This is a genomic window from Guptibacillus hwajinpoensis (assembly GCF_020171785.1).
GTDB classification, from domain to species: Bacteria; Bacillota; Bacilli; order Bacillales; family Guptibacillaceae; genus Guptibacillus; species Guptibacillus sedimenti.
Window position 1 is genome coordinate 315,802 of the sequence record NZ_JAIVAE010000002.1, and the last position, 24,562, is coordinate 340,363.

The window sequence follows — 24,562 nt, forward strand, 5'->3', positions numbered from 1 at the left end:
AAATACCATGTCAGAGAGGTAGTCAGAATTGTAGGATAATGAAAAGGGATTTGTTGGTTAAATGTGACATTCTTCTCTTTCACCAGCCCCATAATTGGTTTATGATGAAGGGAGACTACATAAGGAGAGAGAGAAATGACAAATACGTTAAAATGGATGATGTTAGCACTACTGGTTTTTGTAGCTGCTTGCTCAACGAATGCAGGTTCTGAACCAAATACCGATGCATCAAAAGAAGAAGCTAGTAATAGCGAACAGGCCTCAAATGAGCAAGAAGCGAGCGAAGACTCTTCTGATGAAGAAGCAGATTCAAAAGAGGCGAGTGACCAAGAGGAGAAGAAAGAGGAAGAAGAGGCCACTGCTGAAGAGACAGAGCCTGAGTATCGCTTGAATGAAGCATTTTGGGGATTTGAACCAATAAATGATGCTCCAGCTGAAGCAGTGCTTCTTACAATCGATGATGCGCCAGATAAAAATGCAGTTGAAATGGCAAAGACACTAAAAGAACTTGATGCTCCTGCGATTTTCTTTGTGAATGGTCATTTTATTGATACTGATGAAGAAAAGGCTAGATTAAAGGAAATATATGAGATGGGCTTTGCTATTGGTAATCATACGATGACGCATGCTGATTTGAAATCTTTATCTGAGGATGAGCAAAGGGAAGAGATTTTGAAATTAAATGAGATGATTGAAGAAGTGATAGGTGAGAAGCCGAAGTTTTTTAGAGCGCCATTCGGATCAAACACTGATTATTCTAAGTCACTAGCTAAAGAAGAAGGCATGCTTGTGATGAATTGGACGTATGGGTATGATTGGGTAAAAGAATACCAAAATAAAGCTGCACTAGCTGACATTATGGTCAATTCACCACTTCTACAAAATGGAGCAAACTTGCTTATGCATGACCGTGATTGGACTGCTGCGGCCATGAGTGACATTGTGTCCGGATTAAGAGATAAAGATTATGATCTCATCAATCCAGAACAAATCGAATTAGTCAAAAAATAAACAGCCATTTGGCTGTTTATTTTTTTGCATATCGCATTTTCCGACCATTAAAAAGGATGAGATCTGCTTTTAGTTTTGTAGCAAGAAATTTACATAGTTCATTTGCTTTTGCTTTATCACCGTGAGTCGATTGATCGGGTAAAACAACCTGGATCTTTTTTTCAACGAGTCCAATGACAATTGTACGGTAAGAATCGTTTTTGCCCTTTAAATAAAACCATTCATCAGAGTCAGCATTTTCAACAAGTGTATAAGGAAAAGCTAAGTCACCATACGACCAGGAAAGCTGCTCTCCTGTTTTCGAAGTAATGTTCATGTAATAAGTGAGCAGTTCTTTAACGTGAATGAGGGACAGTTCCTCTTCTGTTACGGGAGTAAGGTAGGCGCTTTGTGGCATCAAATCCTCCTTTCTTCATCTCCATTAGTTTACAGGCAAAAATGTTTTCTGACAATTAGTAGTTTAGAACACATAATAGCGTAAAAAGAATATAATGTGATATACAATATAGTGTTGACAAAACAATTGTGACACACTATTATGGAGTTAAGCGAAACGGAAGCGTTTTCAAAACTAACTTAAGGGGTGTTGAGAATGGGTATTATCATTTGCCAAACTTGCGAGAAAACAATTGATCACGTTCATGAAGAGAAGGTAAGCACACTTTATAGCAGATGCCCGGAATGCAATAAAAAAGATAAAAAATAATTCTGATAAGACAAAGAGGCGGCCCTAGGGCCGCCTCTTATTTAATTGCTTTATATTCTTTAATCACACGAATATATTTTAATTCATCATCTTCAGGTCCTTGAACAGGAAGACCAGCTTCAATATTTTCCACAATATAATTCAAGTTTTCTTCCGTAATGATTTCACCAGGAATAAAGATTGGAATGCCTGGTGGATAAACCATAACGAATTCAGCGATGACGCGCCCCGCTGACTCAGTAAATGGAATAATTTCCGTTTCGGAATAAAAAGCATCCCTTGGAGAAACGGCTAGTGTCGGTATATCTGGAGCATGAACCTCAAACTTTTCAGCAACTGTACCATCCGACTCTTTGAAAGCTTCTACCATATCTTTTAAGGCGTATACAAGGGCATTAACGGATTCCTCATTATCCCCAGGTGTGACAATACAAAGCAAATTATACAAGTCGGAAAGCTCCACTTCCAGATTTGCCTCTTTTCGTAACCACACTTCTGCTTCATAGCCCGTAATCCCTAGATCGTGAACAGAGATAATTAGTTTTGTTGGATCATAGTCGTAAGTGGCATTAGTTCCAAGAATTTCATTCCCAACACAATAGAGTGGGGAGATATCATTAATTTGATTCCTGGCTCGGTCTGCTAGTTGTATCGCGCTTTCGATTAATTCGTACCCATCCATCACGAGTCTCTTTCTTGCAACATCAAGAGAAGCAAGGAGAATATAAGAAGTAGAAGTTGTTGTGAGCATACTGATAATGGTTTGTACGCGCTTTGCAGAGATGAGACCTTCTTTTACATTTAGCACAGAGCTTTGCGTCATTGATCCACCGAGTTTATGAACGCTAGTTGCGGCCATATCTGCACCTGCCTGCATTGCTGATACTGGCAAGCGATCATGAAAATGAATGTGAACACCATGTGCTTCATCAACTAAAACGGGCACATCATATTCATGAGAGATTGAAACAATTTCTTCTAAATTTGCAGAAATCCCGAAATAAGTAGGGTTAATAACGAGAACGCCTTTAGCATCAGGGTGCTGTTCGAGCGCTTTCTTTACTGCGACTGGGGTGATGCCATGAGAAATGCCGAGCTTAGGATCAATTTCAGGGTGAATGAATACGGGCGTGGCACCTGAAAAGATGATGGCAGACATGACCGATTTATGAACGTTTCTTGGCACGATTATTTTGTCACCAGGAGAACATACGGTCATCACCATTGTCATGATTGCGCCACTTGTACCTTGAACAGAGAAGAATGTGGAATCGGCACCAAAAGCTTCTGCTGCAAGGTCCTGTGCTTTTTTAATCATGCCATGCGGATGATGAAGATCATCAAGAGGCTGAATATTAATTAAATCAATCGAAAGTGCATTATCGCCAATAAATGCACGAAATTCAGGATCCATTCCATTTCCTTTTTTATGACCAGGAATATGAAATTGAATGGGGTTTTTATTTGCGTGGTTAACTAAACCAGTGAATAATGGTGTTTCGTTTTGTTGCAAATCAAGCACCTCTTTATTTATACTTTAGTACGATAGCATTCCACCAACGTTTGGGAAATGAGAATTTAATCTTGAATGAGCTGTCGCGAATGGAAAAAGGTTCAACGTTCCGTCACTGCGACCTTTTTTATCCTTAAACAAACTGAGTATAATCACATAAGTACTATTTTGCAAGTTTTATTTAGATGCTGGGTATCTTTTATAGTTACAAAAAAGGAGATCCTCTCTTATTCTCGAAATGAATGATGGGAAGGAGAGGATAAGTGATGAAATGGAAGACGCGACTAACAGAGTTATTAGGGATAAAGAAACCAATTGTTCAGGGAGGACTTGCCTACCTTGCCTATCACGAGTTAGCTTCTGCGGTTAGCAACGCAGGTGGGCTAGGTCAGCTCACAGCTATGTCTATGGACTCAGAAACACAGCTAAAAAAGGAAATATACCTTACAAGAAGTCTTACCGATCAACCATTCGGAGTCAATTTTGCAATTGGCCAGCACGGGAGGCCATTTGAACACATGCTTGAAACTGCTATCCAAGAAGGAGTAGAAATCATTTCGGTTACAGGTGGTAATCCTAAGCCTGTTTTTGATATGGTGAGAGGGACAAATGTGAAAGTCCTTGTTTTAACAGCTGGGAAGCGACAGGCCATTAAGGCAGAAGAGCTAGGTGCTACAGGGGTCATGGTTGTTGGTCAAGAAGGTGGTGGACATCTTGGAAAGGAAGATACTGGAACAATGGTTCTCGTTCCTCAAGTAGTTGATGCAGTTTCAATTCCCGTTATTGCATCAGGTGGTATAGGCGATGGGCGGGGATTAATGGCCTCTCTCGCACTTGGCGCTGAAGGAATCGAAATGGGAACAAGATTTATTGCTACGAAAGAGTGTACACACGCTCATAATACTTACAAACAACGTTTGTTACAGGGATCCGAGACGGATACAATGATTATTAAACGAAGCATTGGTGCGCCTGCAAGAGTTATCCGAAATGCATTTGCTGAACGAATTACCGAGATTGAAGCAAGTAATGGTGGATATGACCTTCTGAAAGAATACATAAGCGGTGAAGTGAACAGGAAGTTTATATATGAAGGAAAAGAAGAAGAAGGATTTGCGTGGGCAGGTCAGGTGATGGGTGCGATTCATGATGTTCCTTCCGTACACGAGTTATTTGAACGGATTGATCAAGAAGCAAAAGAGATTCGAATAAAATGGCAATGTTAGAGAGGGGTTAAAAAAATGGAAGTCCAATATCCTATTTCCATTGATTGGAGCAAAGAAGAAGTAATTAAAGTAGTTAATTTCTTTGAATTGATTGAGAAAGCGTATGGTCACGGTGTTCCTAAGGGTGAATTAATTAGTAGCTATCATGAATTTAAAGATGTTGTTCCTTCTAAATCGGAGGAAAAACAAATTTTTAAACAGTTTGATAAAGAGACGGGCTTTTCAACTTATCACGTCGTCAAAGAAGCGAAGCAAACAGAACGTGATCGAGTAAAAATGACAACATAAAAACCAGGGGGAAACCCCTGGTTTTTATGTTGTCGTTTGAAGGGAAAGGTGATAAAACGGCATGAGCGTTTCAAACGTTTTTTTAACCTCTTGAATAAATTGTTCCCCGTCTTGCAATAGTGGATCATCGCTCGTAAAGTGACGTCCAATGAGAAACTCCCCTTTTTTTACGTCGCGAAAGCGGGTTAGAACCTTATCAAGTTCAACATCTTTAAGAGGTTGACTTGCTTTTTTCTTCGTGTGATCAGTGGAAATCCAATAAGATGCTGGAACGTCTTCTTTAAGCTTATCCATATGATCTAAAAGTAACGTAGCCATTTGTGGCTTACCTGGCAGCTCATAAATGTAAGCGAGCCATACAAAAACATGATCATCAAATAGGCCAATTTGAAAGTGGGGGTGCATTTTGTATCCACGTTTATTGTGAGAAAATGCCATCCATGTATCAACCGGTGGGTTCTTTGTTCTTCGTGCATGACGTGCAATGTGTAGGTGCATTTCATTACCAGCAAACATTTCTAGATCACTTATCACGTCGTCGCTGATCGCCTGAAACTTTGGCTGTATTCGTTCTTGAATGGCTTCCATTCTCGCATCAAGTCCTTCGATTTGGAAGGCGTTAAAATCGTGTTGAGTAAATCCATTAAATGACATAATATCCTCCGTTACGACAAATTTTTATACATTTATAGTAACATAGAACTGCAATTTATATGAAAACTGACGATTGATGTGTAAGGATAGGTTTGAAAAAGAAGCAAAAGAGGAAAAATAGTAACAAATAAAGAGGTTGCATAGTGAGCGGGGAAGGCATAAGATATAGTAATCAAAGCAGAAATATCAGAATATTCCGTCTTATAAGGTTTCTCTGATAACTATGACTGCTTAATCGAAAAGAAGAGGGGTGTAGGTTACCATGAAACAAGTGATTCAGTCATTACAAAGAAACGAAGCAGAGAAGCGGATTCCGGTATTGAGAATGGAGATTGACTATGAGCTGGCAACGCTACACGATGCAATGACGGCTAGTGATCAAGAGGAAATGGCGAGATGTAAAGTAAAGCTTGAAGAACTTCGTAAAGAAATGGTTAGATTAGAGGCTTAGCAAAACGAACCTTGCAAAAAGGTTCGTTTTTTCTTCTTTTCCTGTCATAATAAGAACAAGCATGAAATATAAGGTAAAAGGAGATCGAGCCATGACACAGCAGACGAATTGGAATCGCGTATATGATGATGCTATTAAATGGATTAAAGAAGCGGGAGAAGAAATCATGTCTTCCTTTACAACATCTTTTAACATTGAGTCAAAAAGCAATCCGAACGATCTCGTTACGGACATTGATAAGCAAACTGAGAAATTTTTTATTCAGAAAATAAAAGGTACATATCCAAATCATCGCATTATGGGAGAAGAAGGATTTGGAGATGAAATAGATGATTTAGATGGTGTTATTTGGTTTCTTGATCCGATTGATGGAACGATGAATTTTGTTCATCAACAAACCAATTTTGCGATATCGATCGGGATCTACGAAGATGGAGTAGGGAAACTTGCGTTTATTTATGACGTAACAAAAGACGAGCTATATCATTGTAAAAAGGGCTCAGGTCTATTCCTTAATGATAAACAAGTAAAACCGTTGCAGTCGACGAATCTTTCAGAATCCCTATTGGCCATCAATGCAACCTGGGTCACGGAGAATCATCGTATCGATCCGCGCACTTTCTCACCTCTTCTAAAAAAAATAAGAGGCACCCGTTCTTATGGTAGTGCTGCAATTGAGATGGCTTTCGTAGCAGCGGGGCGTCTTGATGGGTATGTCTCCTTACGGCTCGCTCCTTGGGATTTTGCGGCTGGTAAAATGTTAATTGAGGAAGCGGGAGGCATTTGTACTACAGTGGATAATAAGGAAATTGATTTGTTAGATAAAAACACCATCTTTGTCGGTACTCCACTGTTTCATTCACAGGTACAAAAAGAGTACATCCAACCAGCACTTGATCAAAACTTCTATTTAAGAACTCCTTCAACAAAATGAAATTTGTAACTTCGACAAGCAAGGAAAAATTCGCAAACCTCCTATTGGAATGGACAATGGATGATAAAGATTGGCTTGACGAAGAATTTGGGCGGATGCCAATCGCAGAAGATATAGTAACCTATATACAAACTTATGAAGGAATAGGGTGTGAATTTAGGATTTGGTTTAAAGATGAAGCCCCTGTAGCCATTACAGCCGTTCTTGATCAGGCTCCATCAAATCAAAAGTCCTGGTTAGGTACAATCGTTGTCAATCCTGTTCAGCGAAAAAAGGGAGTCGGTCATGAAGTGATTCAGTGTATAGTAGGTGAAAAAAGAGAGGTTGTTTTTGCTGGCATTCCCTTAAAGCAGAATGAGTGGAGTTTGTTTTTAGGGAAATGTGGGTTTGAACAATACGCCATTGAAGGTGAAGAAAAAAAGTATTTAATTTTTGTACATCCTAACGAGCATTAAAAGATCATCAAAAAGAGCTGTTCAGTGGTGAACAGCTCTTTTTGATGTTATTGTTCAGCTTTACGTTTAATTCGAAAACCCATTCCCATAAAGAAACCTACTCCAATAAATGAAAGTAGTCCGCCGATCCAGCTTTGTTCAGCTATAGAAATACCGATTGCACACATGCTTGCAACCGCCAGAATGGCCATTAAGAGTAAAAGGAATTGATGCTTGTTCATGCGGAAAGCCCCCTTTATAGTACTAGTGTACAATAACCGGGTTAAGCTGGAAAGAAGAGAAATTTCGCCTTAAGCGATATCTGTGTTATAATGATCTAGTTATTGAGTTTATCGTCAGAAATAAGACGAGAATACGAGGAGAGAATAATTAATGGCAATAAGAGAAGATATTCGTAACATCGCAATCATTGCCCACGTTGACCACGGTAAAACGACGCTGGTAGACCAAATGCTTCATCAATCAGGTACGTTTCGTGACAACGAGCAAGTAAGCGAACGTGCGATGGATTCGAATGACCTTGAAAGAGAACGCGGGATTACAATCCTTGCTAAAAATACGGCAATTAACTATGAAGACAAACGAATCAACATTATGGATACACCTGGTCACGCTGACTTTGGTGGTGAAGTTGAACGTATCATGAAAATGGTTGACGGTGTTCTTCTAGTTGTTGACGCTTATGAAGGCTGTATGCCACAGACACGTTTCGTGCTGAAAAAAGCTCTTGAGCAGAAGCTTACACCAATTGTAGTTCTTAACAAAATTGATCGTCCTGCAGCACGTCCTGAAGAAGTTGTGGATGAAGTCGTTGATTTATTTATTGATCTTGGCGCGGACGAAGATCAGCTAGACTTCCCAGTGGTTTATGCTTCAGCAATCAACGGTACAGCTAGTCTTGATCCTGAAGTACAGGATGACGATATGAAAGTTCTTATGAACACAATTATTGATAACATTCCTGCACCTCTAGATAACAGTGACGAGCCTCTTCAATTCCAGATTACACTTCTTGATTACAACGACTATCTTGGAAGAATTGGAATTGGTCGTGTGTTCAGAGGAACAATGAAGGTTGGCCAACAGGTAGCCCTGATGAAGGTCGATGGAACAGTGAAGCAATTCAGAGTGACTAAGCTCTTTGGTTTCATTGGATTGAAGCGTACTGAGATCGAAGAAGCGAAAGCTGGCGACCTTGTAGCGGTTTCTGGTATGGAAGAAATCAACGTAGGTGAAACAGTTTGTCCTTACGATCATCAGGAAGCACTTCCTATTCTTCGTATTGATGAGCCTACTCTTCAGATGACGTTCCTTGTAAACAATAGTCCTTTTGCTGGTAAAGAAGGTAAATACATTACAAGTCGTAAAATTGAAGAGCGTCTTAGAGCTCAGCTTGAAACTGACGTAAGTCTTCGCGTTGAAAATACAGATTCTCCAGATGCATGGGTTGTCTCAGGACGTGGTGAGCTTCACCTTTCAATCCTAATTGAGAACATGCGTCGTGAAGGATATGAGCTTCAAGTTTCAAAACCTGAAGTTATCGTTCGTGAAGTAGACGGCGTTGCAAGTGAGCCTGTTGAACGCGTTCAAATCGACGTACCTGAAGACTACACTGGTTCTGTAATGGAATCACTTGGTGAGCGTAAAGGTGAAATGGTTAACATGGTAAACAACGGTTCAGGCCAAGTTCGCCTTGAATTCATGGTTCCTGCTCGTGGTTTGATTGGTTACTCAACTGAGTTCCTAACACAAACACGCGGATATGGTATTATTAACCATACATTTGAAACGTATATGCCTCTTATTAGCGGTCGTGTAGGTGGACGTCGTGCTGGTGTTCTTGTTTCAATGGAAAAAGGAAAAGCTTCAGAGTACGGTATTATGGGTGTTGAAGACCGCGGTACAATATTCGTAGCTCCAGGTACTGAAGTTTACGAAGGAATGATCGTTGGGGAACACACTCGTGAGAATGACATCACGGTTAACATCGTTAAAGTGAAGCAGATGACGAATATGCGTTCTGCCAACAAAGACCAAACGGTTTCCATGAAGAAGCCTCGCGTTCTAACTCTTGAAGAAGCGCTTGAGTATTTGAACGATGATGAGTATTGCGAAGTAACACCGGATTCAATCCGTCTTCGTAAGAAAATTCTTGATAAGAACGAACGTGAAAAGAACGCTAAAAAGAAAAAAACAGCCCAATAAGGGTGTCTAATGCGATTCAAAAGGGGCATCCCTTTTGGATCGTTTTTTTATTCTTTTATCATTCTTATATTTTCTGTCCTATGTAGGACTTTTTTTCTGAATGGAAAGAAATCGTTTACTTTTATTTGTGATTTCATTTATTATGCTTTTATACCGGGGGTGGAAAAATGAATACAGAACCTACTATACAATCTGAAGATTTATCTTTTTTCGCTAAATTAGTTGGCATTGAAGACAATATGACGATGGGATTTTATTTGCTATATGCGATTATTGTTATCCTATGTATTGTTGTTTATCGTCTAGGCTTTGCCAAAAAACTACCGATCCTTAAAAACGTCATTGTATATGCTGTTCTTGTTATAGGGTGTTTTCCGCTAACCTTTTTTGGAATAGGATTGCCTGTTGCTGAAGGATTAGTGGCTTCTGCTGTCGTATTAATTATTTATAAGATGCGACTGAACCAGTCGAAGAAAAAAGAAGCCTAGCGTTAAAGGAGGGAAGCTTTGAATCTTCAGGATACCATGTACAATTGGCTTAGTATTAAAGTTGTGGCAAATCAAAGACAGAGCGATCAGGCGGCGCAAGATACGTATGAATTCTTTCATGAAATATTAACGGAAGATCATCTGGTCTCTGATTTGAATGTGGAGGTGTCACATGACTATTACGTTGTTCATTATCGACAAAACGGAGAAGAAGATTCAAAGAAGTTTCCAGTTGAATTAATCGAAGCGCTGTTAACTTCGATTGAAAATGAACCAAAATATAACCATCAATAAAGAAAGACGTGCTCCGAGCACGTCTTTCTTAAACGAAGTTATTTTTCACTCCATGTATAGATACAGAACAAGAGTGCAGCATAAATCAGATGCCCAAGTGTCCAGTAGCTAATGGCTGTAATGTCCCATAAATCAGGAGTTGGTTTTATTGCCAGGTAGGTGAGCGGAAAGTATAGAAACACGGTGGGTAGTGTCAGAACATAGGCGAAAATAGCCTGAGCTCTTTTTTGATGAGCAAAATAACGGGAACTTACAACGCTGTAAACAACACCGATAATAAGAGATATTATAAGATGGAAAAGGAATTCAATCCATTCAGGCCAATTGATATTCCCGATAATCGGTATAAAATCAATGTTTAGAAGAAGGGTATAAACAAGTTTACCTGTTAAGGCTTCGATTCCTTTTAAGATGAACCCTAGAGCAATTCCCGCAATCGTACCAGCAATAAGTCCAGACTTGATTTTACCACTCATCATTTGTTTCATCCTGATGAAACAGTTTGAAATTACCTGTATCTTTCCGTTCTTTTGTGCGACTTTCAATTCGATCATTGCAGGTGTCACACATATAAGTGTGGATCGGTCGGTTGCGAAGCTTTTTAGCTAGCGGACTACCGCTTTCAATTTTTTCAATTTTATCACATAATACACATTTTACACGCATTGTTAACACCTCTCATTCCATGTTGCTAGTATAGCATGAATAATCACATCCTTTGCAGTATAATGCGTTAAATCGAAGGAATTAACTGGAGGGAATTATATGCCTAATAAAGTAGATGTTACTCTTTCAAATGACCTTTTAACACTGCTTAAAAGAGAGCAGTATGTTCTTCTTTCGACAATTGATCATGAAACAACCGGGCCAAATGTAAGTGCCATTTCATGGCTTTATGCAGTAGATCAGCAGTCAATTGTATTTGCTGTTGATCAAAAGTCGCGAATCGTCTCTAATATCAATGTGAATGATCAGATTTCAATCACGCTAATTGGAAACGAAAGTACGTATGCTATTACTGGAAGAGCTATTTTAATGGAAGAGAGGATGGAAAACGTTCCACTGAAGCTTACGAAGTTTAAGTTAGATATTAAGGAAGTACGTGATATTATGTTTTATGGAGCAAAAATGTCGGTAGAGCCTGCATATGAAAAAATTTATGATCCAGAAGCAGCGGCTAAGTTAGACCGCTCCGTGATGGCACAGCTTAAAAAAGAAACGAACCGTTAACGGTCCGTTTCTTTTTTTTGCATCAAATCTAATTACTTGTCTAAATCTTGTTCCTCTTGCTGTTGTTTTAATTCATCTTCTTTTGACTTAGGTAGCTGTTTATCGTTCGAGCGAACCGGCTCTGGTTCGGATTTATTGGATTTGCTAGGAACTTCAGGCATTAACCTACCAACAATATCTGCAAGTTCCTCCATTATGCCTCCTACAGGATGCCCTCGTTTAATTTCAGTTGCCATTTGTTTTAATCGATAAGTTGTATCTGCATCTGCAGTAACGACCGCATTTGCTCCATAAGGATCTTTTTGGAGTGCTTCTGCCACAGTATACTTAATGGAGCTTACACGTGTACGATCGAGTTTTTGATTCACATCAATTCCTACTACCGCATATTTCCCAGTAACAACTGCGGTTGCGTCATTGACATCAGGAACTTGTTTAGCAACAGTGACGAGATGTTCTGCAATCTCCGTCGCTGACATATTTTGATTCTCAGGTGTGCGCACCGACTGCTTTACGTATTGGACGCGCTCGGTCTGCTCTTTTTCTTCTGCAACAGGTTCATCATTTGCCTGACAGGCTGCAAGAAGAAAGAGAGCAATAATCCATTGAATTTTATACATTCGATTACCTCCGTAATGAGCAATTTAGAAACAAATCACTGCAGTTTGTTAATTATTTTCTGAATAACCGTCTAACTTTATACGCTAGTTCATAGATTATAGAAAACGTAGATAGTCCCAACTGTTTTTCGTACCTGTTATAGCAATTTAAATTTGGTCAGGAGGCGAAGTGTTGGATAAAGTTTACGTCCTAGATACGAACGTGTTACTCCAGGATCCAAATGCGATTTATTCGTTTAATACGAATGAAATTGTCATTCCGGCAGTTGTGTTAGAAGAAGTGGATTCAAAGAAAAGGTACATGGATGAAATCGGAAGAAATGCCAGGCAAGTATCACGCATGATTGATGGCTTTCGAGAAAGAGGAAAGCTCCATGAGTCGATTCCGTTAGAAAATGGAGGAACGCTTCGAATCGAACTCAACCATCGATCATTTCAATACTTACAAGATAAATTTGTGGAGAAAACAAACGATAATCGAATTCTAGCCGTGGCGTTAAATTTATTTTTAGAAGAAGGAAAGTTAAAATCAGGACGCACCGTTATTCTTGTGAGTAAGGATGCGTTGGTTCGTGTCAAAGCTGATGCAATGGGCATACAGGCAGAGGATTTTTTAACTGATAGAGTTGTGGAATTTAATCAAATTTACACAGGGTATGAGGAGAGATATGTCGATTCAGAACTACTGAATCAATTTTTTGAGAAGCAATTTATTGATGCTAAGAAACTAAAGGGAAGGCCGCTCTATCCTAATCAATATGTGATTTTAAAAGACCCTGTACAGGCCTCTTCATCGGGTATTGGTAAAGTCGACAAAAATGGGAAAAGAATTGAAAAAACGGCGATGGAAACGGAGTATATGTGGGGGATAGGTCCTCGAAACGTTCAGCAAAGAATGGCCCTGGACCTGCTTGTTCGAAGTGATATTCCTCTCGTTACTCTAGTAGGGAAGGCAGGAACAGGGAAAACGTTGCTTGCGATGGCAGCTGGTTTGATGCAAACAGAAGATTTAAATCGATACAAAAAGCTATTTATTGCAAGACCGATTGTACCAGTTGGAAAAGATATTGGGTTTTTACCTGGTGAGAAAGAAGAAAAGCTGCGCCCCTGGATGCAGCCAATCTATGATAATTTGGAGTACTTATTTAATGTGAAGAAAACGGGTGAGCTTGAAAAGATTCTCTCGGGAATCGGTTCCATTCAAGTAGAAGCACTGACGTATATTCGTGGTAGGAGTTTACCTGATCAGTATATTATCATCGATGAAGCCCAGAATTTAACGAAGCACGAAGTAAAAACCATTTTAACGAGGGTGGGCGAAGGAAGTAAGATTGTGCTTCTCGGTGATCCGCAACAAATTGATCATCCTTATCTAGATGAGTATACAAATGGACTTACGTATGTTGTAGAAAAATTTAAAGATCAGCCGCTTAGCGGACATGTTAAGCTCGAGAAAGGTGAACGTTCTCTGCTTGCCCGAATTGCAGCTGATCTTCTTTAAATGACGGTAATACCTAAAATATTCTTAAGGGGGTCTGAAGCATTAGATCCATCTCCAAAATAGAAGTGAGTAGGTCCATCTTCCCTGAGCGGCTTTCCGTCTTTTGAAAAGCGAAGAAAGCCGTTCATCGCTTCTTCCATTGTTAAAACATGCTGGTTACCATCACTCGATTCAAGCTGAACCCTGTCACTAGCGGGCTCGGCATTAGAGAGAAATGGTTTTAACGGAATAACAAAGCTTCCGGTTAATACTCGTTCTTTCTCAAAACGTTTAATGCTTTTGTTAACGGGAGGTTTGATCCCTGTGCGTTCTCTTTCCCATCGCTCGGCTTGAGCTCGGATGTAATCGTTCTCATTCGTTTTCATTGAATCGTCAAATTTCAAAAAATCTTCTAGTTCAATCTTGCGATCATCAAAAATCCATACGCTTGCATCTAAGGTAATGGCATAATTGACTTTCCCCTTGATGGGTAGAATCGTTTCCATCTCATACACCCCACTATCAAAATCTTTTGCAAACCAAGTATACCGGTTATGCTTGCATTTGTCACATTTGGGGAACAGTAGGGCGAGAGTCAATTTTTTCCGAGCGGGAGGATTTAATATGAGATGTCGTACAGAAGAAGAACTAGTAGAACTAGTCAGACGAAGTAAACCTTATACAAAGGATGGGAAAGTAGCGGACTATATCCCAGCTCTTGCAAAAGCAGAGCCCGATAAACTTGCCATTGCCATTTATTCTAAAGAAGATGGTTGCTTATCTGCCGGTGATGTTGGAGAGACGTTTACGTTACAAAGTATCTCTAAAGTTCTTACTTTAGCTCTTGCCATCATGGATGCAGGAGAAGAGCACGTTTTCTCAAGGGTAGGAATGGAACCGACGGGAGATCCGTTTAATTCTATTGCGAAGCTTGAGACGATGGTGCCCTCAAAACCTCTCAACCCAATGATAAATGCCGGAGCTTTGGTTGTAACAAATATGATTCATGGAAACTCAGTGGAAGAAAAAGTTGGGCGGATTTTACAGCTCATACACGACATGACGAATAACTCGAGTATCGGAATAAATATGGAAGTAGCTGATTCAGAATATCAGTCGGCTAATCTTAATAGAGCATTAAGTTACTTTATGAAACAACATGGCATCATAGACAATGACGTTGAAATGCTTCTTGAAGCCTACACAAAACAGTGTGCCATTGAAGTGAATTGTAAGGACCTTGCTAGGATCGGGATGGTTCTTGCAAATGAAGGTAGGGATCCTGAAACAGAACGGAGAATTATCCCTAGATACATTGCGAGAATTGTAAAAACATTTATGGTAACGTGTGGGATGTACAACGCTTCAGGCGAATTTGCTATTAACGTAGCGATACCTGCCAAGAGTGGTGTGTCGGGTGGGATTTTAAGCCTTGTACCAAATGAAATGGGAATTGGAGTCTACAGTCCACCACTTGATGCGAAAGGAAATAGTATTGCAGGTAATAAACTCCTTGAAAATTTATCTTCACAGTATGGACTTAGTATTTTTTAAAGATGGTTGCGTTTACCCTGCTTTTTCTTGCAATTTTTTTGTATTCCTTTTATGATAAGAGAAGGAATGGGAAAGGGAACGGAGGGATCAGATTTGTCAACTGGTATGGCAACAGGACATCGTGAAAAAGCATACGAGCTGTTAAAAGCCGATGCTCATAAGATCCTAAAACTTATCGAAGTTCAAATGGAGAATTTAACGATGCCTCAGTGTCCTCTGTATGAAGAGGTTCTTGATACGCAAATGTTTGGTTTATCTCGCGAAATTGACTTCGCGGTTCGTCTTGGATTAGTTAATGAAGAGGATGGCAAAGAATTGCTTGAATCACTCGAGCGCCAGCTTTCAGCTCTTCACGAAGCTAGTATGAGGAAATAATGAAAGCTCAAACTATCGTAGATAGTTTGAGCTTTTTGTTTTTCTGTAGAGAACCAGTTTAAATGAGTTCAAAGTGTAAATCGCTCGTTCTCTTTAAGCAGACACATTAATTTCCGAGTATGAGCAGAAAATATGATAGAATACGAGTAGGTTATGAAAGAATTCAGAAGATTTTAGGAGTAGATACGAATGAATGATTTGCTCATGGTGCTCCTGATCATTGCTCCAATCAGTTTGTTATTTCATGAAGCAGGACATACACTGGCCGCAAACATTTTCACATCCTCCAGTGTAAACCTTCATCTTGGGATCGGACCAAGAGTATTGACATGGAAGCATTCTAGAGGAGAAGTAGCCGTTAACGCCTTCTATTTTGCAGGAGGAATGACCATCAGTGCACAACCTGAAAAACCCTATGCAAAAGTAGCCATCGCCATAGCTGGTCCACTCGTTAACCTCACGATCGCTGCACTAATACTTCTTTATCCGTTCCATCCATCTATCACAACCTGGGTTTTATTCTTTAACCTCTGGCTAGGCATAACCAACCTGATCCCTTTCAAACTGCTAGGAAAAGAATCAGACGGATGGACCATCGTAAAAGCGATAATCAAAAAAACTTAATTTCTATAGGACAGGCAGGTTTCAAACAAAAACCATCGAAACCTATACATACTTCGAAAAGCGGAGACGAGCGTTTAGAAATGGAGATATTGGAGCTCTTGAACGAGAACACGCTTTTTGTGTTCTGGTGAAAGAGTGAAATATCGCAGTTTCTGCGAGTCGCAGCTGGACAAGAAAAGCGTAGCGGGCCCGTTTAAATCCGCAGGATGTTGGAGCCCTTTCGAATGAGACGCTTTTTGTCTCAATCGAAAGGGCGAAACAGCCGGAGGATTTGGCCCGCGCAGCTGGACAAGAAAAGCGGAGACGAGCGTTTAGAAACGGAGCCTGCCCGCTAAAACACTTAAAAGGTATCCAAATGAAAACCACCACCATCAAATCGAACTGTGAACTGATGAGGACTTCTTAAGAGAAAATAAACAGGTAGGATGACGTCTATGATTAAAAAATTATTTAAGCATTATGATTACTCGTTAATCATTAGTGTGCTACTATTGTGCGGATTTGGACTTGTGATGGTTTATAGTGCAAGTATGGTTTGGGCTGTTATGCGCCATGAAACAAATAGTGCTTATTTCTTTAATAGGCAAATTATTTGGCTAGCGGCTTCCCTTATTATGTTTTTCCTTGCGATGATGTTTCCTTATAAGGCGTATCGGAAGTTTATTGTACCGATCCTTGGATTATCCGTCATCTCGCTATTGCTTGTGAAAGTAATCGGCTCAACAACGAATAATGCTCAAAGTTGGATTGAGATTGGCGCCTTTAGCTTTCAGCCGTCTGAATTTGTCAAACTTGGGTTAATTATTTACCTTGCTGCCATTTACTCCAAAAAGCAAGCTTATATTTCTAATTTTGTAAGAGGGGCTATGCCGCCACTTCTCGTAATTGGCTTGATTTTTGCATTAGTTGCTTCACAGCCAGACTTAGGTACAGCGATGATTATCGCATTAACTTCTGGAATCGTGATTTTCTGCTCTGGAATGAAGTGGAGCCATATTTTGGGCCTTATCATAATCGGTGGCATTGTGTTCGGCTTAGCCTGGATGTCGCTATCGCCTGAACAAGCTTCAAGATTTACAGGTGCTTATGATCCTTTTTCAGATCCAGAAGATAGTGGCTTTCACCTTATTAATTCTTATATTGCGATAGCATCAGGAGGCATTACTGGCCAGGGATTTGGACAAAGCATACAAAAATACGGCTTTCTCCCTGAACCCCATACCGATTTCATTATGGCGATTGTCGCTGAAGAGTTGGGGCTGTTAGGAGTTGTATTTGTAATTGGATTGCTAGGCTATATCGTCTTCAAAGGGTTTGTTATTGGAATTCGATGTAAGGATACTTTCGGCAGTTTGTTAGCGATTGGGATTTCTGGAATGATTGGTGTTCAGACCGCCGTTAATTTGGGTGCTATTACTGGCTGGTTACCCGTTACAGGTGTTCCGCTCCCATTTATAAGCTATGGAGGTTCATCTTTAATTCTACTAATGATATCAGTAGGGATATTAATAAACGTTTCTGCGTTTGTGAATATAAGAAAAGAACAAAAAACAGGTTATATCAACAAGGATAGTAACGTTGAAATGCAGCTTTAGTTTAAGGAGGAATTATCATGACAGCTATTTCAAAAATTCTTGTCGCCAATCGAGGGGAAATCGCAATTCGTATTTTTCGTGCCTGTACGGAGTTAAATATCCGGACAGTCGCGATTTATTCAAAAGAAGACAGTGGTTCTTATCATCGGTATAAAGCAGATGAAGCTTATCTTGTTGGAGAAGATAAGAAGCCGATCGATGCTTATCTTGATATTGAGGGGATTATTGAAATTGCCAAAACAAATAATATCGATGCGATCCATCCTGGCTATGGTTTTCTTTCAGAAAACCTTCAGTTCGCCAAACGTTGTGAAGAAGAAGGCATCATATTTATTGGTCCAGAGCTTGAACACCTTAGAATGTTTGGAGATAAAGTGGAGGCGAGAAAGCAAGCGATTCTTGCGGGTCTTCCCGTTATCCCTGGAACAGATGGCCCGGTGGAAGGACTTGATGAGGTAAAGGCTTTTGCTGATGAAAATGGCTATCCTCTGATGATAAAGGCTGCTCTTGGTGGCGGTGGAAGAGGAATGCGGATCGTTCGAAGCCAGGAAGCGCTCGCGGATGCATACGATCGCGCGAAATCAGAAGCGAAAGCGGCTTTCGGTGCAGATGATATTTATGTGGAGAAGTTTGTCGAGAACCCTAAGCACATTGAAGTTCAAATTCTTGGAGATAAACATGGAAATACAATTCATCTCTATGAAAGAGATTGCTCTGTCCAGCGTCGCCATCAAAAAGTTGTTGAAGTAGCACCAAGCGTGTCTCTTAGTGAGAATGCTAGGAGAGAGATATGTGAAGCTGCCGTTAAGCTGATGGAAAATGTGCAGTACGTTAACGCAGGTACAGTAGAGTTTCTAGTTAATCAAAACGGTGAGTTTTATTTTATAGAAGTAAATCCCCGCGTGCAGGTTGAACATACAATTACAGAAATGATTACGGGCATCGATATTGTGCAATCACAAATCATGATTGCTGAAGGTGAAAATATTCATGGTGATCGCCTCGGTATTCCAGAGCAAGAGGCCATCGACTGTCACGGCTATGCCATTCAATGTCGTGTTACCACAGAAGATCCGGAGAACAACTTTATGCCAGATACCGGAAAGCTTATGGCTTATCGATCAGGTGGAGGCTTTGGCGTACGTCTGGATGCAGGGAATGCTTACCAGGGCGCGGTTATTACCCCGTATTATGATTCATTGCTTGTTAAGCTCTCGACCTGGGCACTAAGTTTTGACCATGCTTCATCTAAAATGGTCAGAAATTTAAAAGAATTCCGGATTAGAGGAATTAAAACAAATATTGCATTTCTTGAAAATGTAATGAAACATGAGAATTTCCGATCAGGTGTTTATGATACGTCATTCATAGATTCATCACCAGAGCTGTTTGTGTTTCCAAAGCGAAAGGACCGCGGAACGAAGATGCTCTCGTACATTGGGAATATTACGGTTAATGGATTTCCTGGTCTTGATAATAAGAAAAAACCAACATTTTCAAAAAGAAGGGTACCGCATTTAAAATACAGTGAAGAAATCCCTCGAGGTACTAAGCAAATTCTTGATGAAGAAGGGGCAGAGGGACTTGTACAATGGGTGAAAGAGCAGAAGAAGACCTTGCTCACAGACACAACATTCCGAGATGGGCATCAATCGCTTCTCGCCACAAGAATGCGTACAACAGATTTACTTCACATTGCAGGTCCAACAGCGAGAATGACGCCGAATTTGTTTTCAATGGAAATGTGGGGCGGGGCAACGTTTGATGTTTCTCTCCGCTACTTAAAAGAAGATCCGTGGGATCGTCTAATAAAATTGAGAAAGCAAGTGCCGAACGTCATGTTCCAAATGTTACTACGCGCTTCGAATGCTGTTGGTTATAAGAACTATCCAGATAACTTAATTCGTGAATTTGTACAAAAGTCTGCTGATGCTGGCATTGACGTATTCCGTATATTTGATAGTTTGAACTGGGTGGAAGGTATGACAAAGGCCATTGAGGCAGTGCGTGAAACAGGGAAGATTGCTGAAGCATCGATTTGTTATACTGGGGATATTTCTGATCCTTCTAAATCAAAATACAACTTAACTTATTATCAAGAGCTTGCTAAAGAGTTAGAACAAGCGGGAGCACATATTCTAGGCATAAAGGACATGGCTGGCCTTTTGAAACCACATGCCGCATATGAACTCGTTTCAACTTTAAAGGAAACAGTCTCAATCCCAATCCACCTTCATACGCATGATACGAGCGGTAACGGAATCTATACATACGCAAAAGCCATTGAGGCAGGCGTAGATATTGTAGATGTAGCAGTAAGCTCTATGGCAGGCTTAACATCTCAACCAAGTGCTAATTCCTTGTATTATGCACTTGATGGATCAGACAGAAAGCCGGACATCAATATAAACGCGCTAGAGCAATTGTCTCATTACTGGGAGGATACTCGAAAATATTATAGCGGGTTTGAAAGTGGCATGACAGCTCCGCACACAGAAGTGTACGAACATGAAATGCCAGGCGGGCAATATAGTAACCTTCAACAGCAAGCAAAAGGTGTTGGTTTAGGAGAACGCTGGGATGAAGTTAAGCGAATGTACCGAAGAGTAAATGAAATGTTTGGTGACATTGTAAAAGTAACACCTTCTTCAAAAGTTGTCGGGGATATGGCGCTATACATGGTCCAAAATAACTTAACTGAAGACGACGTTTATGACCGTGGTGAAACGCTTGATTTTCCTGATTCTGTAGTTGAACTATTCCAGGGTTACCTTGGCCAGCCTTATCAAGGATTCCCAAAAGAACTTCAGCAAATTATTCTTAAAGGGAGAGAGCCAATTACGACACGGCCGGGGGAACTCCTCGAACCTGTGAATTTTACAGATTTGAAAGAGACTCTTTACCACAAACTAAATCGTCAAGTTACGAGCCATGATCTTATCTCTTATGCGCTCTATCCAAAAGTCTATCTAGAGTATGAAGAGGTTCAGGAAATGTTTGGAGACGTATCTGTTCTTGATACACCAACCTTCCTTTATGGCATGCGTTTAGGTGAAGAAGTTGAAGTAGAGATTGAGCAGGGTAAGACGTTGATTGTAAAGCTAGTATCCATTGGAGAGCCAAACATAGAAGGAAAGCGTACGCTTTACTTTGAGTTGAATGGTCAGCCTCGTGAAGTAGTTATTAAAGATGAAAATATTAAAACCGCTATCGCTGCTAAACCAAAAGCAGATCGCGCTAATCCTAATCACATTGGTGCAACAATGCCTGGAACAGTGATAAAGGTACTTGTAGAAAAAGGTGAGAGAGTAAACAAAGGCGACCACCTGATGATTACAGAAGCGATGAAAATGGAAACAACGGTTCAAGCTCCTCGAAGTGGGGTTGTGGAACATATTCATGTAGCAAATGGTGAGGGTATTGAATCAGGAGATCTATTGTTAGAAATGAACGAATGAAAAAAAGCTGCGCATTTTGCGCAGCTTTTTTTATTGCCTGCCACTTCGTAAGGAAAGCATAACTAGGTAGAGTAGAACGGTAAATAGTCCAGATATAAAAAGTCCATGGAAGAGGGCAAGAAATAAATTTAAATTTGAAACGACAACAAGCATACCACTCAATGCCTGTAAACTTACAAACACAAACGAAACAATTAGACCTGTCCGCATCGTTCCTTTAGATTTAAACTCTTTCAACCCAATAATTAAAATATAAAGCAGCCAAACAAAAATCAATATTGCTGCCGTTCGGTGTAACATTTGAATTCCCTGCGGTCCAGTTACTGCAAAGAGTTGACCATCGCTACAAAACGGGACATTCTCGCATGCCATGCTTGCCCCTGTATGGCGAACTAGCGCACCTGTATAAACCACAATATAGGAATAAATGGTGATCGCATATAAATGAATGCGAATACGCTTAGGCACATGAGGCGTTTTTTGATTACCCGAAGCTTCGAATACGAGAATAGTTAAAAGAACGACACTTGCAAAACTAGCTAGCGAAAAACCAAAGTGTGAAGCAAGGATAATATCTGACTGCCCCCAAACAACAGCAGCAGCGCCAAGCAATCCTTGGAAGACAATTAAGAATACGGAAGCAATCGCTAGAAATTTCGTTTCGCGAAGATGTCCTATTTTTCTCCATGTCCATATCGCAAGAATAATAACGAGGAGTCCTAAAGCTGCTGACACAATTCTGTGACTGACTTCAATAATCGTTTCAATTTCAGGTGCCTCAGGTAGAACCTTTCCATAGCAGAGCGGCCAGGAGTTCCCACAGCCGTCACCTGATCCCGTTTTTGTTACGACAGCCCCCATTAATAGAACGAGTAACATGCCAAACGAGGTTAAAATCCCGAATAATTTCAACAATTTATTCACAAATAACACCTTCTTATCTAATTGAGTGTAAATCATAGTACAATGAATGTGTGAAGAAGCAAAACCAACATTGTGCGTATGAAAGGATAGACCATTATGAAACGACGTATACAAAACAATTAGATTCGTTTATAATGGATAAGGATTGCGGATACTGCTTCCTTTCACAAAACCAACATTATCTTACCATAGCTGTTAGCAAGATATAATAGTAAGATGTGAAGATTGATTTACATTTTGCTTAACAGAATGGAAGAAACCTGGAGGGGTAATCGTGATAGCAAATAATAAACAGGGCTTACACAGTCTTCTTATAAGATTGTCTAACATGAATGATCGAAAGACTGATTTACTTCAGTCGTTTGAAAAAGGAGGTGTGTAGATTGAGTAAAGCTAGAACTGCATATGAAGCTTCGAACCGCGTTATGGAACCAGGTCCGTTATCAGAGGCGAATCCGTCTGGTACTTGGAAGGATTTCTTAACACTTACGAAATTAGGAATTGTGTTTGATAATTTAATTACCGCATTCACTGGACTATGGGTTGCCTCAGTTGCTGCAGGATTTGATCTATTCGCTAACCCAATGGTACTTATTCTTACAATGTTGGGAACAGCTTTTGTTGTTGCCGGGGGAACATCGTTGAATAATTACATTGACCGTGATATTGATCAGGTGATGGCGAGAACAAATACACGTCCATCCGTAACCGGCAAAATTCCAGCAAATCAGGTATTATTTGTAGGTCTCGGTCTATCAATAGCTGGAACGATCATGTTGCTAATCGTTGAACCGATGGCGGCGTTGCTAGGTCTATTAGGGCTTGTGATTTACGTTGTGCTCTACACAATGTGGACAAAACGGACAACTTCATTAAATACGGTTGTAGGTTCGTTTTCAGGTGCGCTTCCGCCACTTATTGGCTGGGCGGCAATCGACCCAAACTTAAGTCCAGTCGCATGGGGAATGTTCTTAATTATGTTTATCTGGCAGCCGCCTCACTTCCTCGCACTAGCGATGAAACGGGTTGATGATTATCGAGATGCTGGAATTCCAATGTTGCCAGTTGTGGCAGGATTTCCAATGACCAAGCGCCAAATTGTATTATATACAGCGGCACTTGTGCCAGTTTCCCTATTGCTTTACAGCTTTGGACCTGTATATATTACCGTGGCAGCTATTCTTGGTTTCGGCTGGCTCGCGATTGGCATTGCAGGATTTTTTATGAAGGATGATATAAAGTGGGCGCGAATTATGTTTGTATACTCGCTCAACTATATTACAATCCTATTTATTGTTATGATTGCTGTAAATATTAATCCTTAAGAGTATGAATGAAAGTATGGTCAGACATGGTGGGTAGGGATGCCCACCTTGTCTTCCTATAACTCAATTTTGAGTAAAAGCTATTATGAAAGTGAGGTTTAAGGTGCAAATGAAACGTTGGAGAAATGTTTGGCGTTTTTTACCACTGCTATCGGTAATTGCGTTAGCGCTTACGGGTTGCGGGAACGAACAGCTAACAGCTATGCTTCCTAAGGGAGAAGGGGCTGAAATGCAATTTAATCTCATGATGTTAAGCCTTTACATCATGATCGGGGTTTTCGTTGTAGTAGCACTCATTTATACAGTTGTGCTTGTTCGTTTCAGACGACGTGGTGAAAGCGACAATGAAATTCCAGAGCAAACGGAAGGTAATGTAGTTCTTGAGATTCTATGGACAGTCGTGCCGATTATTCTTCTTTTGATCCTTGCCGTACCGACAGTTATGACGACGTTTGCATTGGACGAAGGAACTGAAAAAGTGCCTGAAGGTGCAACCGTTATCAAGGTAACAGCACACCAATACTGGTGGGAATTTGAATATCCGGATCTTGAAGTGAAAACGTCTCAAGATTTGTACATCCCAACTGGTGAAAGAGTTTATTTTGAACTCGTTTCCAAGGATGTAACGCATTCATTTTGGGTGCCTACTTTAGGTGGGAAAATGGATACGAACACAGCTACAACGAACAAAATGTGGCTGAATGCTCAGGAACCTGGTACATATTATGGTAAGTGTGCTGAGCTTTGTGGACCATCACACGCATTGATGGATTTTAAAGTAATTGCTCAAGAAAAAGAAGATTTTGAAGCGTGGGCAGAAAAAATGAAAGAAGCCGGTTCACAGGCAGCTTCTGATCAAGCAGCTCAAGGGGAAGAAATCTTCGCGAACAGCTGTATTGGGTGTCACGCTGTAGGTAGTGAAGGCGGTAACACCGGTCCAAACTTAACAAACTTTGGAGATCGTGAAAAAGTCGCTGGAATTCTTGATCATACAGATCAGAACATTAAAGATTGGATCAGTAATCCATCAGAATTCAAGCCAGGTAATAACATGCCTGCTTTTGGCGATCAGCTAAATGATGAAGAGCTTGATGCTTTAGTTGTTTACTTGCAAGGACTAAAAGTTGAAGAATAGTCATCGGAAATAAGGAG

The 24,562-nt window shown here is 40.3% G+C and carries 28 protein-coding genes; 19 read left to right on the forward strand and 9 right to left on the reverse strand.

The features are described from left to right. Positions 1–135: 135 nt before the first annotated feature. Positions 136–1,011 carry a polysaccharide deacetylase family protein gene (locus LCL91_RS02080; RefSeq protein ID WP_224879544.1) on the forward strand — a complete coding sequence of 292 codons (876 nt, stop codon included), beginning with the start codon at positions 136–138 and terminating at the stop codon, positions 1,009–1,011. Between the two features lie 16 nt (positions 1,012–1,027). On the opposite strand, the gene LCL91_RS02085 is transcribed toward LCL91_RS02080, so the two are convergent. Continuing rightward, entirely contained in the window at positions 1,028–1,408 is a 381-nt protein-coding gene (locus tag LCL91_RS02085; protein WP_224879545.1) for a DUF1885 family protein, read from the reverse strand. Between the two features lie 195 nt (positions 1,409–1,603). On the opposite strand from LCL91_RS02085, the gene LCL91_RS02090 reads away from it, so the two are divergent. Beyond that, the gene (locus tag LCL91_RS02090) at positions 1,604–1,717 is read left to right on the forward strand and encodes a GapA-binding peptide SR1P (RefSeq protein WP_098443236.1); all 114 of its coding nucleotides are present in this window, start codon (positions 1,604–1,606) and stop codon (positions 1,715–1,717) included. A 37-nt stretch (positions 1,718–1,754) separates the two neighbouring features. Here LCL91_RS02090 and LCL91_RS02095 read toward each other — a convergent pair whose 3' ends face one another. Then, positions 1,755–3,230 (reverse strand): aminotransferase class I/II-fold pyridoxal phosphate-dependent enzyme, encoded by a 1,476-nt coding sequence (locus LCL91_RS02095; RefSeq protein ID WP_224879547.1) that lies wholly within the window; start codon positions 3,228–3,230, stop codon positions 1,755–1,757. 266 nt (positions 3,231–3,496) lie between these two features. Between LCL91_RS02095 and LCL91_RS02100 the strand changes: the two genes are divergently transcribed. Beyond that, positions 3,497–4,456, forward strand: coding sequence for an NAD(P)H-dependent flavin oxidoreductase (locus tag LCL91_RS02100; protein ID WP_224879549.1), 960 nt, complete (start codon positions 3,497–3,499; stop codon positions 4,454–4,456). Between the two features lie 15 nt (positions 4,457–4,471). After that, complete coding sequence (locus LCL91_RS02105) at positions 4,472–4,744, forward strand: UPF0223 family protein (protein WP_224879551.1); 273 nt, start codon at positions 4,472–4,474, stop codon at positions 4,742–4,744. A 24-nt stretch (positions 4,745–4,768) separates the two neighbouring features. On the opposite strand, the gene LCL91_RS02110 is transcribed toward LCL91_RS02105, so the two are convergent. Then, the gene (locus tag LCL91_RS02110; protein WP_224879553.1) at positions 4,769–5,398 is read right to left on the reverse strand and encodes a YktB family protein; all 630 of its coding nucleotides are present in this window, start codon (positions 5,396–5,398) and stop codon (positions 4,769–4,771) included. A 262-nt stretch (positions 5,399–5,660) separates the two neighbouring features. Between LCL91_RS02110 and LCL91_RS02115 the strand changes: the two genes are divergently transcribed. From LCL91_RS02115 to LCL91_RS02125, 3 genes are all read left to right on the forward strand, one after another. After that, positions 5,661–5,849 carry a hypothetical protein gene (locus tag LCL91_RS02115; protein ID WP_224879555.1) on the forward strand — a complete coding sequence of 63 codons (189 nt, stop codon included), beginning with the start codon at positions 5,661–5,663 and terminating at the stop codon, positions 5,847–5,849. A 91-nt stretch (positions 5,850–5,940) separates the two neighbouring features. Continuing rightward, positions 5,941–6,783: an inositol monophosphatase family protein gene (locus tag LCL91_RS02120; RefSeq protein ID WP_224879557.1), complete on the forward strand. Its 843-nt coding sequence runs from the start codon at positions 5,941–5,943 to the stop codon at positions 6,781–6,783. A 56-nt stretch (positions 6,784–6,839) separates the two neighbouring features. Then, positions 6,840–7,238, forward strand: a complete 399-nt coding sequence (locus tag LCL91_RS02125) for a GNAT family N-acetyltransferase (protein WP_224879559.1) — start codon at positions 6,840–6,842, stop codon at positions 7,236–7,238. A 47-nt stretch (positions 7,239–7,285) separates the two neighbouring features. Here LCL91_RS02125 and LCL91_RS02130 read toward each other — a convergent pair whose 3' ends face one another. Continuing rightward, positions 7,286–7,459, reverse strand: a complete 174-nt coding sequence (locus LCL91_RS02130; protein ID WP_098443243.1) for a DUF5325 family protein — start codon at positions 7,457–7,459, stop codon at positions 7,286–7,288. A gap of 151 nt (positions 7,460–7,610) precedes the next feature. On the opposite strand from LCL91_RS02130, the gene typA reads away from it, so the two are divergent. The 3 genes from typA to LCL91_RS02145 all read left to right on the forward strand — a co-directional run bounded on the left by typA (position 7,611) and on the right by LCL91_RS02145 (position 10,225). Further along, positions 7,611–9,443: a translational GTPase TypA gene (gene typA, locus LCL91_RS02135; RefSeq protein WP_194221284.1), complete on the forward strand. Its 1,833-nt coding sequence runs from the start codon at positions 7,611–7,613 to the stop codon at positions 9,441–9,443. 167 nt (positions 9,444–9,610) lie between these two features. After that, complete coding sequence (locus tag LCL91_RS02140; protein WP_160919220.1) at positions 9,611–9,931, forward strand: YlaH-like family protein; 321 nt, start codon at positions 9,611–9,613, stop codon at positions 9,929–9,931. Between the two features lie 18 nt (positions 9,932–9,949). Continuing rightward, positions 9,950–10,225: a hypothetical protein gene (locus LCL91_RS02145; protein WP_224879562.1), complete on the forward strand. Its 276-nt coding sequence runs from the start codon at positions 9,950–9,952 to the stop codon at positions 10,223–10,225. Between the two features lie 38 nt (positions 10,226–10,263). Here the strand turns inward: LCL91_RS02145 and LCL91_RS02150 are convergent, their stop codons facing one another. Together LCL91_RS02150 and LCL91_RS02155 are read right to left on the reverse strand one after the other, a co-directional pair. Next, entirely contained in the window at positions 10,264–10,701 is a 438-nt protein-coding gene (locus tag LCL91_RS02150) for a hypothetical protein (protein WP_224879564.1), read from the reverse strand. Further along, complete coding sequence (locus LCL91_RS02155) at positions 10,691–10,891, reverse strand: YlaI family protein (RefSeq protein WP_098443246.1); 201 nt, start codon at positions 10,889–10,891, stop codon at positions 10,691–10,693. Before LCL91_RS02155 ends, LCL91_RS02150 begins: the two co-directional genes overlap by 11 nt. A gap of 99 nt (positions 10,892–10,990) precedes the next feature. On the opposite strand from LCL91_RS02155, the gene LCL91_RS02160 reads away from it, so the two are divergent. Beyond that, the gene (locus LCL91_RS02160; RefSeq protein WP_224879566.1) at positions 10,991–11,455 is read left to right on the forward strand and encodes a pyridoxamine 5'-phosphate oxidase family protein; all 465 of its coding nucleotides are present in this window, start codon (positions 10,991–10,993) and stop codon (positions 11,453–11,455) included. 32 nt (positions 11,456–11,487) lie between these two features. Here the strand turns inward: LCL91_RS02160 and LCL91_RS02165 are convergent, their stop codons facing one another. After that, entirely contained in the window at positions 11,488–12,075 is a 588-nt protein-coding gene (locus tag LCL91_RS02165; RefSeq protein ID WP_224879568.1) for a YhcN/YlaJ family sporulation lipoprotein, read from the reverse strand. Positions 12,076–12,247: 172 nt separating this feature from the next. Here LCL91_RS02165 and LCL91_RS02170 point away from each other — a divergent pair, with 172 nt between their 5' ends. Next, positions 12,248–13,576 (forward strand): PhoH family protein, encoded by a 1,329-nt coding sequence (locus LCL91_RS02170; protein ID WP_224879570.1) that lies wholly within the window; start codon positions 12,248–12,250, stop codon positions 13,574–13,576. On the opposite strand, the gene LCL91_RS02175 is transcribed toward LCL91_RS02170, so the two are convergent. Beyond that, on the reverse strand, positions 13,573–14,061 hold the full coding sequence (locus LCL91_RS02175) for a peptidyl-prolyl cis-trans isomerase (RefSeq protein ID WP_224879573.1): 489 nt from the start codon (positions 14,059–14,061) through the stop codon (positions 13,573–13,575). The genes LCL91_RS02170 and LCL91_RS02175 overlap by 4 nt on opposite strands. Positions 14,062–14,179: 118 nt before the next feature. Between LCL91_RS02175 and glsA the strand changes: the two genes are divergently transcribed. The 5 genes from glsA to pyc all read left to right on the forward strand — a co-directional run bounded on the left by glsA (position 14,180) and on the right by pyc (position 21,161). Beyond that, a complete protein-coding gene (gene glsA, locus LCL91_RS02180; protein ID WP_224879575.1) occupies positions 14,180–15,109 on the forward strand; it encodes a glutaminase A in 930 nt (309 codons plus the stop codon). Between the two features lie 105 nt (positions 15,110–15,214). Beyond that, positions 15,215–15,484 (forward strand): YlaN family protein, encoded by a 270-nt coding sequence (locus LCL91_RS02185; protein ID WP_098445722.1) that lies wholly within the window; start codon positions 15,215–15,217, stop codon positions 15,482–15,484. A 189-nt stretch (positions 15,485–15,673) separates the two neighbouring features. Then, a complete protein-coding gene (locus LCL91_RS02190; protein ID WP_224879577.1) occupies positions 15,674–16,108 on the forward strand; it encodes a site-2 protease family protein in 435 nt (144 codons plus the stop codon). Positions 16,109–16,542: 434 nt separating this feature from the next. Then, a complete protein-coding gene (ftsW, locus tag LCL91_RS02195; RefSeq protein ID WP_224879580.1) occupies positions 16,543–17,703 on the forward strand; it encodes a putative lipid II flippase FtsW in 1,161 nt (386 codons plus the stop codon). Between the two features lie 17 nt (positions 17,704–17,720). Then, the gene (pyc, locus tag LCL91_RS02200) at positions 17,721–21,161 is read left to right on the forward strand and encodes a pyruvate carboxylase (RefSeq protein WP_224879582.1); all 3,441 of its coding nucleotides are present in this window, start codon (positions 17,721–17,723) and stop codon (positions 21,159–21,161) included. A gap of 30 nt (positions 21,162–21,191) precedes the next feature. Here the strand turns inward: pyc and LCL91_RS02205 are convergent, their stop codons facing one another. Beyond that, positions 21,192–22,085, reverse strand: a complete 894-nt coding sequence (locus LCL91_RS02205; RefSeq protein ID WP_224879584.1) for a COX15/CtaA family protein — start codon at positions 22,083–22,085, stop codon at positions 21,192–21,194. A gap of 383 nt (positions 22,086–22,468) precedes the next feature. Between LCL91_RS02205 and cyoE the strand changes: the two genes are divergently transcribed. Together cyoE and coxB are read left to right on the forward strand one after the other, a co-directional pair. After that, positions 22,469–23,410 carry a heme o synthase gene (gene cyoE / locus LCL91_RS02210; RefSeq protein WP_098443257.1) on the forward strand — a complete coding sequence of 314 codons (942 nt, stop codon included), beginning with the start codon at positions 22,469–22,471 and terminating at the stop codon, positions 23,408–23,410. A 109-nt stretch (positions 23,411–23,519) separates the two neighbouring features. After that, on the forward strand, positions 23,520–24,545 hold the full coding sequence (gene coxB / locus LCL91_RS02215) for a cytochrome c oxidase subunit II (protein WP_165995183.1): 1,026 nt from the start codon (positions 23,520–23,522) through the stop codon (positions 24,543–24,545). The last annotated feature ends 17 nt before the right edge of the window (positions 24,546–24,562 follow it).

Coding starts and splice junctions, on each gene's coding strand:
- LCL91_RS02080 (WP_224879544.1), top strand. CDS start 136: ATGACAAATACGTTAAAATGGATGATGTTAGCACTACTGGTTTTTGTA.
- LCL91_RS02085 (WP_224879545.1), bottom strand. CDS start 1,408: ATGCCACAAAGCGCCTACCTTACTCCCGTAACAGAAGAGGAACTGTCC.
- LCL91_RS02090 (WP_098443236.1), top strand. CDS start 1,604: ATGGGTATTATCATTTGCCAAACTTGCGAGAAAACAATTGATCACGTT.
- LCL91_RS02100 (WP_224879549.1), top strand. CDS start 3,497: ATGAAATGGAAGACGCGACTAACAGAGTTATTAGGGATAAAGAAACCA.
- LCL91_RS02105 (WP_224879551.1), top strand. CDS start 4,472: ATGGAAGTCCAATATCCTATTTCCATTGATTGGAGCAAAGAAGAAGTA.
- LCL91_RS02110 (WP_224879553.1), bottom strand. CDS start 5,398: ATGTCATTTAATGGATTTACTCAACACGATTTTAACGCCTTCCAAATC.
- LCL91_RS02115 (WP_224879555.1), top strand. CDS start 5,661: ATGAAACAAGTGATTCAGTCATTACAAAGAAACGAAGCAGAGAAGCGG.
- LCL91_RS02120 (WP_224879557.1), top strand. CDS start 5,941: ATGACACAGCAGACGAATTGGAATCGCGTATATGATGATGCTATTAAA.
- LCL91_RS02125 (WP_224879559.1), top strand. CDS start 6,840: ATGGATGATAAAGATTGGCTTGACGAAGAATTTGGGCGGATGCCAATC.
- LCL91_RS02130 (WP_098443243.1), bottom strand. CDS start 7,459: ATGAACAAGCATCAATTCCTTTTACTCTTAATGGCCATTCTGGCGGTT.
- typA (WP_194221284.1), top strand. CDS start 7,611: ATGGCAATAAGAGAAGATATTCGTAACATCGCAATCATTGCCCACGTT.
- LCL91_RS02140 (WP_160919220.1), top strand. CDS start 9,611: ATGAATACAGAACCTACTATACAATCTGAAGATTTATCTTTTTTCGCT.
- LCL91_RS02150 (WP_224879564.1), bottom strand. CDS start 10,701: ATGAGTGGTAAAATCAAGTCTGGACTTATTGCTGGTACGATTGCGGGA.
- LCL91_RS02155 (WP_098443246.1), bottom strand. CDS start 10,891: ATGCGTGTAAAATGTGTATTATGTGATAAAATTGAAAAAATTGAAAGC.
- LCL91_RS02160 (WP_224879566.1), top strand. CDS start 10,991: ATGCCTAATAAAGTAGATGTTACTCTTTCAAATGACCTTTTAACACTG.
- LCL91_RS02165 (WP_224879568.1), bottom strand. CDS start 12,075: ATGTATAAAATTCAATGGATTATTGCTCTCTTTCTTCTTGCAGCCTGT.
- LCL91_RS02175 (WP_224879573.1), bottom strand. CDS start 14,061: ATGGAAACGATTCTACCCATCAAGGGGAAAGTCAATTATGCCATTACC.
- glsA (WP_224879575.1), top strand. CDS start 14,180: ATGAGATGTCGTACAGAAGAAGAACTAGTAGAACTAGTCAGACGAAGT.
- LCL91_RS02185 (WP_098445722.1), top strand. CDS start 15,215: ATGGCAACAGGACATCGTGAAAAAGCATACGAGCTGTTAAAAGCCGAT.
- LCL91_RS02190 (WP_224879577.1), top strand. CDS start 15,674: ATGAATGATTTGCTCATGGTGCTCCTGATCATTGCTCCAATCAGTTTG.
- ftsW (WP_224879580.1), top strand. CDS start 16,543: ATGATTAAAAAATTATTTAAGCATTATGATTACTCGTTAATCATTAGT.
- pyc (WP_224879582.1), top strand. CDS start 17,721: ATGACAGCTATTTCAAAAATTCTTGTCGCCAATCGAGGGGAAATCGCA.
- coxB (WP_165995183.1), top strand. CDS start 23,520: ATGAAACGTTGGAGAAATGTTTGGCGTTTTTTACCACTGCTATCGGTA.